This is a genomic window from Bradyrhizobium sp. USDA 4510 (assembly GCF_054059095.1).
Genome location: NZ_JBSSBT010000001.1, coordinates 739245 through 756789 on the forward strand (window position 1 = coordinate 739245; position 17545 = coordinate 756789).

The following is a 17545-nucleotide window of genomic DNA, read 5'->3' on the forward strand; positions in this document are numbered from 1 at the left end:
GTGGGAGGTCAGTGAAGACCGCCGTTCTAGTGAAGAACGTGCCGAATAAGGTGCTGCGGCCAGAGCTGTCGCAAGACCATCTCAGCGTGACGTCCCCAGTCGATCAATTCGGACCGGGCGCCGCCGGTCTTCGATATCGCCGATCTCGGCAACGTGCGGCACATTGTCCCGCAAACGACGGGGCTTCCTGCGGAGCGGTGCGCGCCAGCCTTGGAGATTTTCTCGCGCGGCAAGTGAGCGAATGGCCTCAACCGCCGGACTCAGGTGTTAACCGTCCGCCCGTTTGTTGAATCAAGAGCGAATGTCACATCCGTAACCTCATCAGGCCGGGAGCCAACGAAGATCAGCATGGCAGATAAATCACAGATGTCCGACAGTCGAGGGGCTAACCCAAGCAGAGATCAAGTATCCGCTGACCTAAGCGCAAAGGACCACATGCAGAAGCCGCTACGCGGCATTCGCGTCGTAGACCTTACGCACGTACTGGCCGGTCCCTATTGCACCACCATTTTGGCCGACTTAGGGGCGGACGTTATCAAAATAGAGAGGGTCGGTGTCGGTGACATGGGACACATGGTCGATCCCTTCCGTGGCGGGGAGAGCTACCACTTTGCCGGCCTCCATCGGAACAAGCGCGGCGTGGCGCTCGATCTCAAGTGTGATGCGGCCAAGCAGGTGCTCGAACAACTGCTGCAGCGAGCGGATGTACTGGTCGAAAACTTCCGCCCAGGTACGCTCGAGTCGCTTGGATTCGGCCAAGCGCGGCTTCGCGAGCTCAATCCAAGACTCATCGTTTGTTCCATCTCCGGGTATGGCCAGAGTGGACCCATGCGGGACCAACCGGCGTTTGATCTCGTTGCGCAGGCCATTACGGGGATCATGAGCCTCACGGGAGAGCTGGGGCGGCCGCCCGTTCGAGCCGGTGTGCCGATCGGGGACATTCTTGCGGGTGTCTATGCTGTTGCCGCCATTGCGTCAGCGCTTAATGGCCGCTCAACTTCCGGGCGCGGCTGCATTATCGACATGAGCATGTTCGATTGCCTTCTCTCGACGCTAACGTACTTCGCTGGTCGTTACTTTGCCGACGGCGACATTTTGCCGCCGGTGGGCTCGGGCGACCCCAAAGTGTGCCCGTATGGTGCATTCCCCGCGGCAGACGGTTACATTGCCATCGGGATTTATGGTGATCACTTCTGGCCCTTGTTTTGCAACGCCGTGGGTTTGCATGAACTGGCGGCCGATCCGCGACTGGAGAAAGCCGCAGCCCGTGTGGCACGCCGGGAGGAGGTCGAGTTTGCCGTCATCAAGCAGCTAGCCAAGAAGACCGTGGCTGAGTGGTGCGAGATTCTTGGTCCCGTCGGTATCCCCCACGCTCCGGTTCTGAACGTCGGTGCTGCGCTGGAGCACCCGCATACTCTCGCTCGCCGGCTCGTGCTTGAGCTGGAGCATCAGAAATGCGGGAAGGTGAAGGTGGTCGGTAGTCCCATCAACATAGACGGTCAGTCGATTACGGAATGCGCGAAAGCTGCACCCCAGCTTGGGGAGCATACAGTGCAAGTACTCTCGGAGCTCGGATATGACGCCGCTACGATCGATTGCCTGCGCGCGCAAGGTGCAATCGGCACATGAACGCACACATGCGAGCTCTTACCGCGCCGCTCTATCCGTCGCACACACCTGCCCGGTTGTCCGTGTAAGCACGCCGCCCGGATACTATCTCTGTTCATCGCTCACTTCGACGCAAAAAGATCGAGGTGGTATTCCAAAGGAGCTAGGACAATGGCGATCGACAAAGGGCCGCAGGCCTTCCCGCGAGCAGAGTACTTGCGCAGAATTGCAGCAGTGAAGTCTGAAATGAAGCGGCGCGACGTCGATGTGCTTGTCGTGACCTTCGACCGCAACATGAATTATCTTACGGGCTACACGGCACGATCAGGATATATTCCTCAGGGACTCGTGGTATCCATGAGTGAGGAGGAGCCGACGATCATCCTGCGTAAACAGGATGCGCCGGCGGGCCATTACCAGACGTTCTTGAAGCGCGAGAGGGTCATCGGCTATCCGGAAGAACTCATCGGTGATCCCAAACTCGACGGCTACGACGCGCTGATCGACTTTGTTCTGGAAGCTGGTTCCTCAAACCGAGGGGTCGGTCTCGAATTCGCAAATCTTCCGCAGTATGCACTGGAAAAGTTCAAGGCGCGACTGCCGAAAGCCAGGATTGAAGATTTCACGCGTGTCATAACCTGGATCCGAATGGAAAAGTCGGATTACGAGATCGCGTATATGAAGGAGGCTGCGGCCATTACGGATGCCGGAATCGTGCGGGCCGCCGAGGTCATCCGACCCGGCGTGCGGGAAGCAGATGCGGCCGCAGAAATTTTGGGGACGCTCGTGCGCGGTATCAATGGCAAGCCAGGAACGAGCCTTGCCAGCTATTGGATGAACACCTCGCCGCGTACGGGAACAAGCCACATCTCCTGGACCGAGGATGCTTTCCGCGCTGGCTCACAGATCAACCTTGAGATCGCCGGCGTACGGCACAACTACACCGTTCCCATCAGCCGCACGTTCTCTATCGGCGCGCCCTCGGACCGTCTCCGCCGGGTGCATGAAGCGCAACTCGCCGGACTTGAGGCCGGCCTGGCCACTGTTCGCGCGGGACGCACCTGTAGTGAGGTCGCTGAAGCAGCCAGACGAGAAGTTGAGAAGCATGGCGTCAGGAAGGAGTCGCGTTATGGCTATCCGGTCGGGATCGATTGGACGGAGCAGACCGCCAGTCTCAAAGAGGGCGACATGACCGTGTTGAAGCCGAACATGACTTTCCATCTGCATCTGGGTAACTGGATCGATGAAGACTTCGGCATCATGCTCAGCGACCCTTTTCGTGTAACCGAGTCCGGCGCCGAAGTTCTGACGCGTACGCCACGCAAACTTTTCGAACTCGGCTAGGCTTTAGACGATCTCCAATGAAGCGGCGCTTGGCGCCCGCCGGCGAGGCAGCGCGGCTGGAAACGTTTTCGCCACGGACGGGTGCTACGCGCGCTGCACATGTGCATCGGCCTCGGGCAGGAAATCGCAGTGATCCTTGAGCGTGTCTGAAGCAATGTTCTATGACGAAGTAACGCTTGTCACCGGCGGTAGCGCCGGTATCGGCCGGGCTGTGTGCGAAGCGCTATTGGCTCAGGGCCGGCGCGTCGTCAACCTCGACTATCGCCTGCCCGAATGGCAGCACGCTCATCTGGTCTCGATGCAGGCGGATTTGACGGACGAGGCGGCAGTTCGTCACGCCGCCACCGAGCTCGCAGGAAAATTTGCTGTGACGGCCCTCGTGAACAATGCAGGAGCCACACGGCCCGGCACGATCGATACGGCGACTGTCGCCGATCTCGACTACGCCGTCGCGCTGCACTTGCGCGCCTCAATGTTGCTGATCCAGGCCGCGCTGCCCGCCCTTCGCCAGAGCGGCCGTGGACGCATCGTCAATATCGCTTCCCGGGCCGCGCTCGGCAAAGCGGAGCGTATTGTCTATTCGGCTACGAAGGCAGGCCTCATCGGAATGACCCGTACGCTCGCCATCGAACTCGGCGCTGAAGGAATTACCGTGAACGCAATCGCGCCAGGCCCGATCGCTACGGAGCTGTTCCGTAGTAGTAACCCTGCAGGCGCGCCGCGGACGCAACGCATCGTGGATAGCATCTTGGTGAATCGCCTTGGCACGCCCGAGGACGTGGCACGCGCGGCGCTGTTCTTCTTGTCGCCTGACAATGGCTTTGTCACCGGGCAAGTCCTGTATGTCTGCGGCGGCACTACCCTCGGCGTCGCGCCGCTCTGATTTCTCGAGTGTGCAGTGCTCAGTGAAGCTGTCGAGGAGTGCGCTGCTAGATGCCATAAGATGGTGGGCCACCATCGTCGAAGCGCCGTCGCCAGAGTTCGGCGAACCTAAGTCCCTCGCACTTTCCTCGCGGCAGTCGTCCGCGAGCCAATCCGCGCTATCCCGCACCGGCGAGCTCATATCGGCAACGTGACGCGGCCGAACGGCGTGGTGCGGCGCAGCGGAAGATCGCCCCGGTATATGTAGCGTAGCGTAAGACAAGCTGGGTCGAATCTCCTCGATAGACCGCTAATTTCCGAAATAATCTTGAGGACGCATAGCTGGCGTCAGCGATCCGGCAGGAATTCGACTGTTTCATGCCCCACGTTCGGCGTTCGGCCGGGCTATGCTTCGTTCGTGATTTCGCGAGGTGGCACTCTCGGAGTGCTGAAGCTCGAATGCGGGCTGCCGGCCGCCGCATTGCTGCCAACGCAAGTGCCCGCCCGGTGTTACGTCCAACCCCGGGCCCTCCTGGAGCGGTGGCGGGAGGCTTCGACGTCGCGCGCGTCTCGCTCCAGCGCCCGGGCCGGCATTTCGAGAACAGTGAAAAGGCAGCGGAAAGGACCAGAGCCGATACTACTCAAATGTCCCGGCCGATCGGCGCTTTAGATGCTTTGTGCCCGCGCGCGTCGAAGTTCACCATATCCGGAGGCCGGGGTCGTTTGTGATAGTCGACCCATCTGCCGCTGTTACTGGTTCGAGATTGTGCCGGAGCAACAGCCGTGCTGAAGGTCGGCCGTCAGGAGAAAGTCCTGCACCGAATGTAGCAAAATAGCCGAATGTACAACAGCAAACGGAGAAATTGGCCGATTTTCTTCTTCATGACAGAATAACCTTACTGTACATGCGAAGGCGCTGGTTCGAGCAGCCCGGATCAAAGGGTTCAAAGCCGAATGGTTAGTCGTAGCAACAGCTTTCTGGCGGATGGCGAGCGCGACGCGGTAATGGAGCTGCGCCATGCCATGCATCGCGAGCCTGAGCTCTCAAACGCAGAATGGAAAACGCAGGAGCGGATCCGCGGCATACTGCAGCAATTTGGCATTAACGGTGCCAAGGTCTTCCACAACACCGGCCTCTATGTCGACATCGAAGGCACCGCATCCGGCCCGAAGCGGTCGATCGCAGTGCGCGGCGACATCGATGCTCTCCCAATCCAGGAGGCCCGCGAGGATCTGCCCTATCGCTCCCGGGTCGAGGGCGTCATGCACGCCTGCGGTCACGACATGCACGGTTCGATCGCGCTCGGCACCGCACTCGCCTTCCACCGGTTGCGCGACAATTTTGCCGGCAAGGTGCGCGTGTTCTTTCAGCCGGCCGAGGAGGCGGAGCCGCTCGGCGGGCGCACAGTGGAAGAGAAAAGGCTCTTGGAGGGTTTCGACCGAGCTGTCGGTTTTCACGTCAGTCCCGAGATTCCCGCCGGGATGTTTGGCGCACGCGAAGGCGCAGTGACCAAATCCGCCGACGGGTTTAAGCTGACCATCACCGGCAAGATGGCACATGGCGCGACGCCGCATAAGGGCGTCGACGCGATCGCTATCGCCGCCGCATTCGTCAACGAGGTGCAGAAGGTCGTCTCGCGTGAGATGCCGGCCGACGACGGCGCGGTCGTTACGGTCGGCACCATTCGTGGCGGCGAGGCGACCAACATCATCTGCCCATCGGTCGTTATGGAGGGGACGATGAGGACCCGCAGCCCGGAGCGTCGTGCGCTGCTGTCCCGCCGTGTGCGCGAAGTCGCCGAAGGCGTTGCCGTGATGCACCGCGGCCAGGCTGAATGCGTCATCCGCACCGGCGAGCCGCCCGTCATTAACGATACCGAAATGGTTAAGCGTTTCCAGCACGTTGTGCACGACGCGGCGGGTCCTAACGCTTTCGTGGACAGGAAGGAGATAGCCGGCAGTGACGATTTCGGCTTCTATTCGGCATGCGTGCCGTCGATCTATTTCTGGTTCGGCAGCCGCGCGCCTGGTTACGATTCGCATCTGCATACGCCGACATTCGGAGCCGCCGATGAGCTCATCATCCCGACGACGGAGCTCACAGTTCGATACGTCCTCGATTTGTTGAATTCCTGAGGGGCGCCCTAGCTGGTACCTCGCGCCGACGCAAACCGCCTCGCGGCTGCCGGTCCTAACCATGTTCCGTATCGGAGATCGTGTCCCTGAGCGTGGTGGTAACTGGCGGTGGGACACCGCGTTCACCGGCAAGGGCCGGACAGGTCAGCTGGCGATTGCCGGAAGGCTGACGGTGGGATCATCGCTCAACGGCGCGATGGTTTCCAGCGTCATGTAACGGGCGCGCTGGACGGCCCATTCATCGTTCTGCTCGAGAAGGATCGCACCGATAAGGCGGACGATGGCGTCTTCGTTGGGGAAGATGCCGACCACCTCGGTCCGCCGCTTGATCTCGCCGTTGAGGCGCTCGATCGGGTTGGTGGAGTGCAGCTTGGTCCGATGTTGCGGCGGGAACGTCATGTAGGCGAGCACATCGGTCTCGGCCTCGTCCAGGAAGGTTGCGAGCTTGGGCAGCTTGGGGCGGAGCTGGTCGGCGACCTTCCGCCATCGCGCGCGTGCCGTCTCGGATCGTCCTGGGCAAACGCGGTGGCGATGAAGGCAGAGACGACACGCCGTCCGCTCTTGCCGGCATGGGCGAGCGCGTTGCGCATGAAGTGCACGCGGCAGCGTTGCCAGCTGGCGTTGAGCACCTTGCTGACGGTCGCCTTGATGGCCTCATGGGCGTCGGAAACGACCAGCTTGACGCCGCGCAGGCCGCGGCGGGCGAGCTTGCGCAGGAACGCCGTCCAGAACGTCTCGGCTTCGGAGGGACCAATGTCCATGCCGAGCACTTCGCGCCGGCCGTCGCTGTTGACGCCGACCGCGACGATCACCGCGACCGAGACGATGCGCCCCTGCTGGCGCACTTTCACGTAGGTGGCGTCGATCCACAGATACGGCCAGTCGCCCTCGATCGGCCGAGCGAGGAACGCCTTCTTGTCGTCGATCTCCGCGCACAGCCGCGAGATCCGGCTCTTGGAGATGCCGCTCATCCCCATCGCCTGCACCAGATCGTCGACCGAGCGGGTCAAGACGCCCTGCACATAGGCTTCCTGCACCGCGGCGGTGAGCGCCTTCTCCATGCTTATCCGCTCGAGGTAAGTGGGATGGCATTGCACCGCGGCAGGTTCTGGAAACTGATCTTTGGATTCTGAACACGGGCGCGCAACGGCGCGTGTTGCCGCGTTGCTATCAGAGCTGTAAGGCCGTGCATCGTCGCTTTCAGGGCTGACCGATATTGCCAACGAACTTTGCGACAGAAGGATGCGCTCGACGAAGAAGAGTGTTTCATCGACAAACCTTTGCGATGTCCAAGGCGGGCGCGGAGTTCGGCCTACGAGAAGCCCGGAAAAGGCCCGAAAATCATGGCGGTTGTGGATCGCCATGGCGTGCCGCTTTGGATGAGCCCCCTTGCCGCGAACCATTGCGAGGTGCGCTTGATGCAGGCTTGTTGATCGCGCTCGAAGATTGCGCATTGCCATCTGGAGCACATCCTCCAAACGCGGTCGGCTTAAGCCGCCGCTCGTGAGACACGCAGTACACGTGAAATTTCAACTCATGTCGGCCGTCCGCCCTAAATCCGCGTAACGCCAGCTTTTTTGCGTAATTTCTGCATTCCGTGTCGATTTCTGCGGCCTTTTGGTGTGCCTCTATGCTTTTGTTTGGAGACGCAAGAGCAGGCAGAAAAGTCAAGGAACGGAGCCTTAGCGGGAGGAGGGGGAGTCGTCGCCAGCAACTTCGATTTGATGCACGTAACCGAGTTGGATTTGTTGATGGCCGCAGTCTCCGTGAGCGGTGCGATTTCGGGTGGCCTGCTTTCGGGTTTGAAATACCAAAAGCCCGTTCGTCGCTGTCGGCGTGCGCAAGTCGTACGGTACGTTTGAGGCGCTCAAGAGAACTAATTTGGAAAGCGATCGCGGCGACGTGTTTGCGCGATTGGAAAGCTGTGCTCGGGAAAGAGCACGTTTCTGCGCTGCATCAACAAGTAGGAAGTTATTAGCGACAATGCTTCGTGGATAAATAGCGAGCTGATCGGATACCGTCGCATTGGACACAAGTTGTACGAGCTCTCCGAAATAAGAATCGAACGACAGCTACTGACGATAGGCATGCTGTCTCAGCGCTTCATCCTGTTTCCACACAAGACGGCGCCAGAAAGCACCATCGAAGGGCCCTCAAGTGCTGAGACATGAATCTACAGCTAAGACCCGTAAGGAGATAGCGATAATGCCTTTAAGAAGCGGATTTCGTCTTGCGATGAGCGCGCTCGCCGTCGCGCTCGGACTCGCCGCAGGTGCGGCCTGCGCGCAATCCACGAAGACCGTCATCAATGCAGTAACGAACACCAACTATCCGCCGTTCAAATTCAGGAATCCGATAACCCACAAGATCGTCGGTTTCGACATCGATCTGTTGGAGGCTATCGCTGCAAAGATTGGCGCGAAAGTCAACTGGAGCGAAGCAAGCTTCAGCCAGCTACTCAGCTCGATCCTCACGAAGCGTGCCGACGTTATAGTCGATGTGGCTGACACCCCTGAACGCCGCGAGAGCGTAAACTTCGTCGATTATCTAAATGAATACTCTGTGTTTGTCACGGTCCGCGACAACGCCGCACGGTCTCCGAATCCAGACGTCCTGTGCGGCACACGCGTGGCTGCATCTCGCGCCACGGCTTGGCCCGGCCTCGTAGTGAAATGGAGTGACGAGCATTGCACCAGAGCCGGTAAGCCTGCTGTCATGGTGGTGGAGGTGACCCTCTCGTCCGATATGCCCTTGGCGCTAAATCAGGGGCGCGTAGACGCGTTTGTTACAGGCGCGGGTACAGTGGCGTATCAGAACGAGCAAGAGAACAAGCGATACGTGACTGTCGCAAGGTTAAACCAGGGTGACTTGCAAGGATTCGGTTTCTCGAAAGACAACCCGGAGCTCGGACAGGCACTCAAGAAAGGACTGGCAGCGGTCATGGCCGATGGCACGTACAAGAACCTCATGCACAAGTGGATGCTAGCGGAAGATAGTGCTCTCGAACGGCCCATGATCAATGGTGAGCCCGAAAACCCTTAACGAGAATAGATTCATCGTCATAAGAAGCAAACGGATGACGATCTGCAAGGGGCAAAGGCATTTTTGCCGATCAGAGTATCTGCGGCGAGTGAATGAATCAAAATGGCAGAGATGTCCTGTCGATGCGCTCGTCCTGACTGGCCCCTTCGTAACAGCCTCGGTAGATGGTTTGCATGCGGTTTCGCGCACTCTCGGCCGCAAGCCTGATGCGATCGTCTGACTCAATCCTCGCGCATCAGAACTGGAACTGATCGGATGAAAACGCCCTCGTCGCCGCACTTCAATCCCGTGGACCTGACGCATCACTACAATGCCGGCCGGGAGGAGCTGGCGGGAGCCGACAGGCAAGGGGGCAACGATATGGCGAGCGACGAACTCCGAGGGCTGCAGGCACTTCGAGGCATACCGTTTCTCTTCGGGAGTGACGTGGGCCCGAATGTGCTGGTCTTGCGTCCAGGAAATGCTGCTGCCGAGATTGCTCTCGCGCCGACTGGCGCCACTTACGTGATATTCGCCCATTTAGTGGCGGATCGCCCGCTGGCGACACCCCTCGGCTTTGGCACAATCGGGCCTACAACAACTCCAGCTCAAGGCAACGAAGTCGGCGAATTGGTTTCGACCTATTCACTCCAATATGCCGATGGGAGCGAGACGAATATACCGATCCGGCGGCGAATTGAGATTCAGCAGTCGCATGTCTCATGGGGATCTCACCCGTTCGGCGCTGTACCGGCAGCGTGGCCAAGCGTATACGCGACTCACTACGAAGACGTAGCGCTAGGACGTGCCCCTATCCTAGGCTTCGGACATGCCGAGCAGCGCACGTGGCGTTACTCTGGTGGAGAGAATCTGTGGCTTTATGCGCTTCCCAATCCCCATCCGCAGAAGGCCATCACTGCCCTTCGGCTGCGAGCGGAACACGAGGTGTCGCTGGTTTACGCGATGAGCACGACCATGCTCCACGACCATCCCTTGCGCCTTCCAACGCGCCGCAAGGTACGCATGCGCTTGCCCACTGGCGTTCGCCTCAACCGGCTGGGAGAACTCGATACTGATCATCGCGGAAACCAGATCGGAATGGACCTAGGGGTCGTCATATCGGCCCGCGCCGTGCTGGAGTACTCTCGATCCGATTGGCTCGGTGATCGGCATGATGTCCAGCCGGTGCGATCCGACAACGAGGTCATCGTGGAATACGCAGGTCATCCCGATGCACGACTTTACTTGCGTTCCGACGACGGAAGTTTGCATATGCAGGAAGTACGGTCTCTGGTAGCCTCGCATGCGGTCGCGTGCGTCCCGCTCGATGCGGTTGCCATCGAGCCCGCCACGCGGCCAGTGAAGCTGCGGATCATAGAAAAGGCAACTGGTCTGCTCGTCCCCGCAAGGTTGCACGTCCACGGCCAGCATGGGGAGTATCTTCCGCCAAAGGGGCACCAGCGCAAGGTCAATACCGGCCGCTTTGAGGATGTGTACGCCGAATTTGCAAACGGCCTGAATCAGTACGCCTACGTAGATGGGGAATGTACCTTGGATCTTCCGCTAGGTCCGGTCTTCATTGAAATCACGAGAGGCTTCGAAATGCCCCCGATGCGGCGCGTCGTCGAAATTAATGCGATAACGCAGACACTAACCTTCGAGTTGGAAAAGGTGCTGCACTGGCGAGAACGGGGTTGGGTCAGTGCCGATACGCACGTTCATTTCCTCAGTCCACAAACCGCGCTGCTGGAGGGCAAGGCAGAAGGAGTGAATGTCGTCAACCTGCTCTCGTCCCAATGGGGGGAAATGTTCAGCAATGTCGGCGACTTCGATGGCCGAACGACGTTAGGTGCCAAAGATTTCGGCGGCGATGGGGAGTTCTTGGTTCGCGTGGGTACCGAAAATCGTATGCAGGTGCTGGGCCACATCTCGCTGCTCGGGTATGAAGGCGCCATCATTGATCCGCTTTGCACCGGCGGACCAGCAGAGTCCGCGATCGGCGATGCGCAGGAAACGACGATAGCCGAGTGGGCAGAGCGCTGTCGTCAGCAAGGTGGCCTCGTCGTTTTGCCGCACCTACCCGAACCGCAGGCCGAGTACGCGGCAGACATCGTCCTTGGATTGATCGATGCGGTCGAGATGATGACTCTGAATCCGCGGTGGGAGCAGATCAACGCTTTCGGCCTCGCGGAATGGTATCGTTATCTCAATATCGGCTATCATCTCCCATTGGTTGCAGGTTCCGACAAGATGACGCCGTCTGCGCTCTTGGGCGGCATTCGCACGTATGCGCACCTGGGAGATCAAGAATTCACGTATCGGAACTGGATGGGCGCTGTGCGCGGTGGAGATACGTTTATCACTATCGGGCCGCTCATTGCGATGACTGTGGAAGGCCTGCGCCCCGGATCCAAGCTCCAGCTCGCGCCTTCAGGCGGGACTGTGACTGTCGACTGGCTCGTTGAGTCGGTCAGCGTCCCACCGGAGCGAATCGAAATAATCCGCAGCGGCGTGGTCGTGGATGAAGTACTTTGCGACAAGTTATCGTGCCGCGGACACGTCGGGGTGCAGGTGACCGAGACTTGCTGGATAGCAATTCGCGTTCGAGGCAGCATCTTAGAGCGGGACGGCGACATCGCTGCACATACGAGCGCCGTTTGCGTGTATGTCGGCGACAAGCCGATGTTTGCTACCACTGACGCTGTGGCGGTTCTCGCGCAGATCGAGGGGTCGATCGCTTACCTGGATACATTGGCACCAAGGTCGGATGAAGCACGGCACGCACGCCTGAGGTCGGCTCTGCAGTTGGCTCATCATCGCCTGCATCACCGGCTTCATGAACTCGGCGCCGATCACGCGCATACACCAGTACATTCGGTTCACATCGAGCGTGAACATTGACGAGGGACAACAAGCAATAGACCAGCATAACCGGCACGGCTTGTCTATGTGTTCCGGGCCAGGCGAGCGCAGCTCGCGTCATTGCGCGTCCCTCTGTCAGATTCTGGCCATGCGGATCATTCCATCGTACTGATAACCAATGTAATGTTTCGGTTGAGTTTGATCACGTGCTGGATTCCGAACTCAGCGCGTCGACAGGAAGCAACCATTGCGATCCCTTGATTGCTTGTGTCGCCCGGCAAGAGGCCCCTTAGCACCAGACTCTTTACTGATCCGACGCAAATTCCAAAGTGTGCCGCAGCCTTCGCAAGGCTGATCATTTTTCCGTCGGATCGGATGATGCGGGATCGTAGTCCGGAAAGTCCAGGCGTTCGCGCATTTCCCGCACGCGAGCGGTCGTAACCGGTATGAGCTCCCACATCCGCAGCAATCAGCATTAGGCATCCAACAGTGACGCAAGGCCTAGACGGCCGCTGGAATCTCGGCGTAGCCGTTACGACGCCTTGCGATGGTCCGAGCGGCGGACGGTCCTGCTCGTTGCGACTGTGCAACAGGATGGGCAGCAACAAGCCGTGATTGACGTTGCTAGCATCTAGCAATAGCGTCCACGCCGACAGTCTGAGCTGCATCGAGTCATAGAAGCCTTGGCACCAAGGGCCCGGGTCGAGGTTGCCATTGACTTCGCGCCGGCGCATCGGCTCGAACCGATCGGGCTCATCGACACCGGTCCGGCTACGGTGGCGGCGGCATAGCCGTCGAGCATGTGAATGCTGGTGGCGGCAGGATACCAATCGATGCGAGCTCGGAGCCATCGCTCGAGCTCCGCAAGTGGCATCGCGGCTGACGTCATCGGCGATGCTGCTTTATGTCGACGCGGGCTTATGGGCAGCCAGTGCGGTGCGATGGCGCGCCTCCTTCCAGTTCCTGGCGAGCAGCTCCTGCAACTGATGGCTCCTGGTTCGCGCGGACACGATGCGCTCCAGCACGTCTGTCAGGTAGGCCGACGGATCCAGTTCATGGAGTTTTGCCGTGTTCACGAGCGAAGCCAGTATCGCCCAGCTCTCAGCGCCGCCCTCACTGCTGCTGAACAATGAGTTGCGTCTTCCAATGGCGATCGGCCGCATGGAACGCTTGTTGCTGTCGACCTCGACGCGGCCGTGTCGCAGAAACAGCGTCAGCCCATCTCCAGTGATTGAGCGCATAGTTGATGGCCTCCGCCAGCTTCGACGGGGACAAGAGCTGGCCGACCGTTGCGATCAGCCGCGCCTTGCCGCCATCAACGGTGTACTCCTGGTACGGCTAGCGGAAAGCCGCCGCTCCGCACTGATGCCGCGGATCTCCGCTTCGATCGTGTAGACGGCCTGCAGGCTTCGATCACCTCGCGAGCGAACGGCGACTGAGTCGTTTTGAACACCTCGACGAATTTGCGTCGGGCGTGGGCCAGACAAGAGGCGAGCTGGATTGCATCGCCATGATCGCGCGCCAGCGTCTTGTAGGCGGTGTCAACGGGCAGCGAACTTTCCGTAAAAATGGGCTTCCAAATTTCCCTAGAGCATGTTGTTTTTTCGCAGAATCGGGATTCCCAGCGGGAGCGATTTCTGATTCAAACTCCGTGCTGGAGAACGGGGGCCAGCATGGATGACGCGACCCTATTCAGAAGACCTTCGTGAACGGGCTCTGGCGCGAGCTGATGCAGGAGAGACAGTTCGTTCGATTGCAGAGGCGCTTCAGATCGGCCCGTCCTGTGGAACGAAGTGGAAGAATCTGAGACGGGAGACTGGGTGCGTTTCGCTCGGCAAGATCGGCGGTCACAAGAAGCTGGTTCTGTCCGGTGCCAATGCTGATTGGCTGCGTAAGCGCGTTCTCTCGGGACCATTCACTTTGCGGAAGCTGACACAGGAACTGGCGGCGCGCGGGATCAAGACCGATGTGCGGGCGGTGTGGACGTTTGTGCATGCCGAAGGGCTGAGCTTCAAAAAAAACGATCCTGCCAGTCGAACAAGATCGCCCCGACATCGCCCGTAAGCGGACACGCTGGAAGGCCCATCAAGGCAAGATTGACGCTTCACGCCTGATCTTTATCGACGAGACCTGGATCAAGACCAATATGGCGCCACTGCGCGGTTGGGGACCGAGCGGACAGCGGCTCCAAGCATCCGCGCCTTTCGGTCACTGGAAGACCATGACTTTCATCGCAGCGCTGCGGCACGACCAGATCAGCACACCTTGGGTCATCGACGGCCCCATCAATGGCTCTTCACCCTCTATGTCGAGAAGGTGTTGGCCCCAACTCTGGCAAAAGGTGAGGTTGTCATCCTCGACAATCTTGGCAGTCACAACGGCAAGTCCGCTCGCAATGCGATCCGCGCCACCGGAGCGCACCTGCTCTTCCTGCCGCCCTACAGTCCCGGTCTCAATCCGATCGAACAGGTCTTCGCCAAGCTCAAACATCTGATGCGAGCCGCAGAACCGCGCGATGTCGAGGCAACCTGGCGCAAGGTCGGCGAACTCCTCGACCTCTTTTCTGCACAAGAGTGCGCCAACTATCTCAAAAACTCAGGCTATGTTTCCGTATAAAAACAGCGTGCTCTAGGTGACGGCGATCGTGGCTGGCGGATCAGCCGCTATCGGGATCGTCATTGGTCCTCCCGGGTGGGCGGCCACGGCGCTTGGGCTGCGGCGGGTTTGTAAGCGGACGCGAGCGGACGTTTTCCGGTACGAGGGCGGCGTGCTGGCGAAGCAGATAGTTCGATCCCTCGATTTGGATAACGACGGCGCGGTGAAGCAGGCGATCAAAGCAATGCTGTGGCGACGACGGCATCACCAAAAACCTCGCCCTATTCGGCGAAGCCGCGGTTCGAAGTGAGGATCATCGCGCCTTTTTCATAGCGGGCGTTGACCAACTGGAAGAACAGCTTGCCGCCGACGGGCACGACCGGAAGATAACCGATCTCATCGACGACAAGGAGGGGGGCGCGGGCGAGGAACCGCAGGCACTCGCGCAAAGCGCCTTCGCGTTCGGCTTTTGCGAGGGTGGTGACGATGTCGGCGAGCATGGCGAACACGAAGCTCTTTTCAGCCTTGACAGCCTCGACCGCGAGCGCCGTCGCAAGATGGCTCTTACCGGTGCCGGGTGGCCAAGCAGATGGACCACCTCGGCGCGCTCGATAAACTTCAATTCGGTATGCATCAGGATGCGATTGCGATCGAGCGGGGACTGGAATGCGAGGTCGAAGCCGACGTGCGTTTTGACGGTGGTCAGGCGCGGCATTCTCAGCGCGCTGCTGACACGGCGATTGTCGCGCAACGTCAGCTCCTGGGCAAGCAGCGGATCGAGCGCCTCAATCGAGGTGACTTCACCCTGTTCGCTCGCCGGAGCGTAGGGTCCAATATTTCCAGCGCAGGTGGCATCCTGAGTGCGACCAGGCCTTTCTTGACGCTATCGATCGTTGCCGGTTGCGTGTGGATTGTCATGGCCCGAGTGGGCGAGCCGTTTGCCGACAGCTTGGTAAATCTCCAGCGACCGTCGTGGGATGTGATCGCCGGCCCGACCGACGAGGGGTTCGGACACGCCGGGTCCCGACCTGGATCGGTTGACGGCCTGACGATGATCGGGGGCGACGCGAGTTCGCCGACGGCCTTCCAGAACGGGACGGAGGGCGACGATTTCGCGTTGGTCGAGAATGCGGATTACATCAGGCAATTGCTGCACTTCGACAATGCGCCGCGTCCGGTCTGGTACACTGTAATAGTTGCCGCCGATCGACACGAGCCCGTCGTGGCTGACACGGCGCTCGAGTTTGAGAGCGCGTCGAACGGCCCTGCCGGCAACACCTGCAACTCGGCTCTTTCAATGGCAAACGCCTCAGTGACGACTTTCTGCGTGGTGCCATGCACGCGCGCGTTCGCAACCGTCGCGAGCCAGTCATCGAGCCGGGGGTTGAGATCGTCGAGATTGCGGAAGCTGCGCGCGAGGAAGAAGTCCTGCCGGATGTAGCTGAACGGACGCTCGACCGTGCCCTTGGTCTTGGCGCGGTATGGCCGGCAGGCCCTCGGATGGAAGCCGTAATGTTGTGCTAGCGCCAGGAGTGACCGGTTATAGACGATGTGACCATCGCCATCTTCGCCCGTCACGGCCATCTTCATGCGGTCGTAAAGGATCTCGATCGGGACACCGCCGATGACCGCAAAAGCCTGCATGTGGCAGCGCAGCAGCGTCTGCAAGTCCTGATGCATGACGACGCGGGCGAAGATGAGACGCGAATGGCCGAGCACCATCGAGAACAGCCAAATGATCCGTGTCACACCGGGCTCGTCCAACCGCATCTACCGTTACAAGCACGTGAGTGCGACCGTCGAGTGACTGTTTGAACAGGCATTCGCGCAGATTGAAACGACGCGACCACCGACATCGCAGCTCATCCAGGATCATCCGTTGATCCGCACCTCCGACGAATACGGCGACCTCTTCAGCCGCGCTGTGCGGCGCGACGCTGACGACAATGGCCCGGCAGGCTGAGGCTCACGACGACCGCGCCCCTGCAATCCGGGCTCGTGGCGCCTGCGCAACCCCGGCCAGCTCCGGCGCCACGAGCGCTCCCGCTGCGCCGTCTCACCTCAAACTGGAGACCAAGCCAGATGATGACCATGCCGGAACCGGAAATTGAGCGTTGCCTGCGACAGCTGCGCTTGTCGGGCGTCCGCGACACGCTGCCGACGCGCGTGCTGCAGGCGCAGGGCGCCAATCAGCGCTCCCTCGAACCTTCTCTCTGATCCTGCAGGACGAACTGAACCGTCGTCAGTCCCAGCTTATCGAGCGACGATACCGGCAATCCGGCCTCGACGAAAAGCTGACGCTCGCCGAGTTCGACTGGTCCATTTAATCCCAAATTGCCGCGCCAAACTTGCTTCCAGCTCCACACCCTGGCGTTCATAGCCGCTGGCGGGAACGCCCTGCTTTCGGCAAACCTGGCACCGGGAAGTCCCACATCGCCAAGGCGAGTCCTTATCAGGCGATCCTGCAAAGCCACCAGGTCCAGTATCTTGAGACCGACGACTTCTTCCACCGCTACGCCCTGAACTCCCTGGCGCAACGCGAGGTCCGGCTGCGAACCACCATCGACTGCGGCCTCCTCGTGCTGGACGATCTGTTCCTCGCCCGGGCCATCGCCGACGACGCCGGCGCATTGCCGCAGACCCTGATCCATCAGCGCCACAAATTGCACCGCAGCGGCATCGTCACCTCCAATCGCGTCGTGCGGGATTGGGGGACGTATCTGGGGGACAACACCATGAGCACGACAATCCTCGATAGCCTAATGCACCACTGCCATCTGCTTGAGTTCGACGGACGCAGCTATCGGCTCAAAGAGGCCGCTGAAGCTCTTGCCCGTGAAACAAAGTCAAAATAACAATCCCTTCTGTCATGCCTCGCGGGTGGAGGAATTTGACTGGCCACACCCGGAGGAATTTGAAGTGACCCGCGGGCACGGAAACCGGCTAGATCTGGCCTGAGCGAAGAAAATCGACGAACCAGCATTCTTAGGGTGCGCCAGTGAGCGACAAGAACATCTTGTAGCAGCAGGAGGGGGCGATCCCGGTTGGTTTATAGGCGAACACATCGGGTCGATTAGGAACAGCGCAAGTTACCGCCGAGGCGGTTGGTGGTTATTGC

Annotated in this window: 8 protein-coding genes and 6 pseudogenes; 9 read left to right on the forward strand and 5 right to left on the reverse strand. The window is 59.9% G+C overall.

Going from position 1 to position 17545, the window contains the following annotated elements; translation table 11 throughout:
- Positions 1-435: 435 nt before the first annotated feature.
- From ACVMDN_RS03345 to ACVMDN_RS03360, 4 genes are all read left to right on the forward strand, one after another.
- A complete protein-coding gene (locus ACVMDN_RS03345; protein WP_456835685.1) occupies positions 436-1629 on the forward strand; it encodes a CaiB/BaiF CoA transferase family protein in 1194 nt (397 codons plus the stop codon).
- A 150-nt stretch (positions 1630-1779) separates the two neighbouring features.
- Entirely contained in the window at positions 1780-2952 is a 1173-nt protein-coding gene (locus ACVMDN_RS03350; protein WP_456835684.1) for a M24 family metallopeptidase, read from the forward strand.
- A gap of 142 nt (positions 2953-3094) precedes the next feature.
- The gene (locus ACVMDN_RS03355; RefSeq protein ID WP_456835911.1) at positions 3095-3835 is read left to right on the forward strand and encodes an SDR family NAD(P)-dependent oxidoreductase; all 741 of its coding nucleotides are present in this window, start codon (positions 3095-3097) and stop codon (positions 3833-3835) included.
- 932 nt (positions 3836-4767) lie between these two features.
- On the forward strand, positions 4768-5949 hold the full coding sequence (locus ACVMDN_RS03360; RefSeq protein WP_456835683.1) for a M20 metallopeptidase family protein: 1182 nt from the start codon (positions 4768-4770) through the stop codon (positions 5947-5949).
- Between the two features lie 144 nt (positions 5950-6093).
- Here the strand turns inward: ACVMDN_RS03360 and ACVMDN_RS03365 are convergent.
- Positions 6094-7034, reverse strand: a pseudogene (locus tag ACVMDN_RS03365) (IS256 family transposase); the annotation flags it as partial.
- Positions 7035-8184: 1150 nt separating this feature from the next.
- On the opposite strand from ACVMDN_RS03365, the gene ACVMDN_RS03370 reads away from it, so the two are divergent.
- On the forward strand, positions 8185-8991 hold the full coding sequence (locus ACVMDN_RS03370) for an ABC transporter substrate-binding protein (RefSeq protein WP_456835682.1): 807 nt from the start codon (positions 8185-8187) through the stop codon (positions 8989-8991).
- A gap of 255 nt (positions 8992-9246) precedes the next feature.
- On the forward strand, positions 9247-11871 hold the full coding sequence (locus ACVMDN_RS03375; RefSeq protein WP_456835681.1) for a CehA/McbA family metallohydrolase: 2625 nt from the start codon (positions 9247-9249) through the stop codon (positions 11869-11871).
- A gap of 863 nt (positions 11872-12734) precedes the next feature.
- Here ACVMDN_RS03375 and ACVMDN_RS03380 read toward each other — a convergent pair.
- Both ACVMDN_RS03380 and ACVMDN_RS03385 read right to left on the reverse strand, forming a co-directional pair.
- Positions 12735-13073: a transposase domain-containing protein gene (locus tag ACVMDN_RS03380; RefSeq protein ID WP_456835680.1), complete on the reverse strand. Its 339-nt coding sequence runs from the start codon at positions 13071-13073 to the stop codon at positions 12735-12737.
- Positions 13074-13147: 74 nt separating this feature from the next.
- On the reverse strand, positions 13148-13474 hold the full coding sequence (locus ACVMDN_RS03385) for an IS66 family transposase (protein WP_456843685.1): 327 nt from the start codon (positions 13472-13474) through the stop codon (positions 13148-13150).
- 35 nt (positions 13475-13509) lie between these two features.
- Between ACVMDN_RS03385 and ACVMDN_RS03390 the strand changes: the two are divergent.
- Positions 13510-14448 (forward strand): annotated as a pseudogene (locus ACVMDN_RS03390) (IS630 family transposase).
- A gap of 40 nt (positions 14449-14488) precedes the next feature.
- Here ACVMDN_RS03390 and istB read toward each other — a convergent pair.
- Positions 14489-15345, reverse strand: a pseudogene (istB, locus tag ACVMDN_RS03395) (IS21-like element helper ATPase IstB).
- Positions 15311-16188 (reverse strand): annotated as a pseudogene (istA, locus tag ACVMDN_RS03400) (IS21 family transposase); the annotation flags it as partial. The pseudogenes istB and istA, both read right to left, overlap by 35 nt.
- Before the next feature lies 1 nt (position 16189).
- Between istA and ACVMDN_RS03405 the strand changes: the two are divergent.
- Positions 16190-16538: pseudogene (locus ACVMDN_RS03405) on the forward strand (IS21 family transposase); the annotation flags it as partial.
- Positions 16510-17282 (forward strand): annotated as a pseudogene (locus ACVMDN_RS03410) (ATP-binding protein). The pseudogenes ACVMDN_RS03405 and ACVMDN_RS03410, both read left to right, overlap by 29 nt.
- Positions 17283-17545 lie beyond the last annotated feature (263 nt).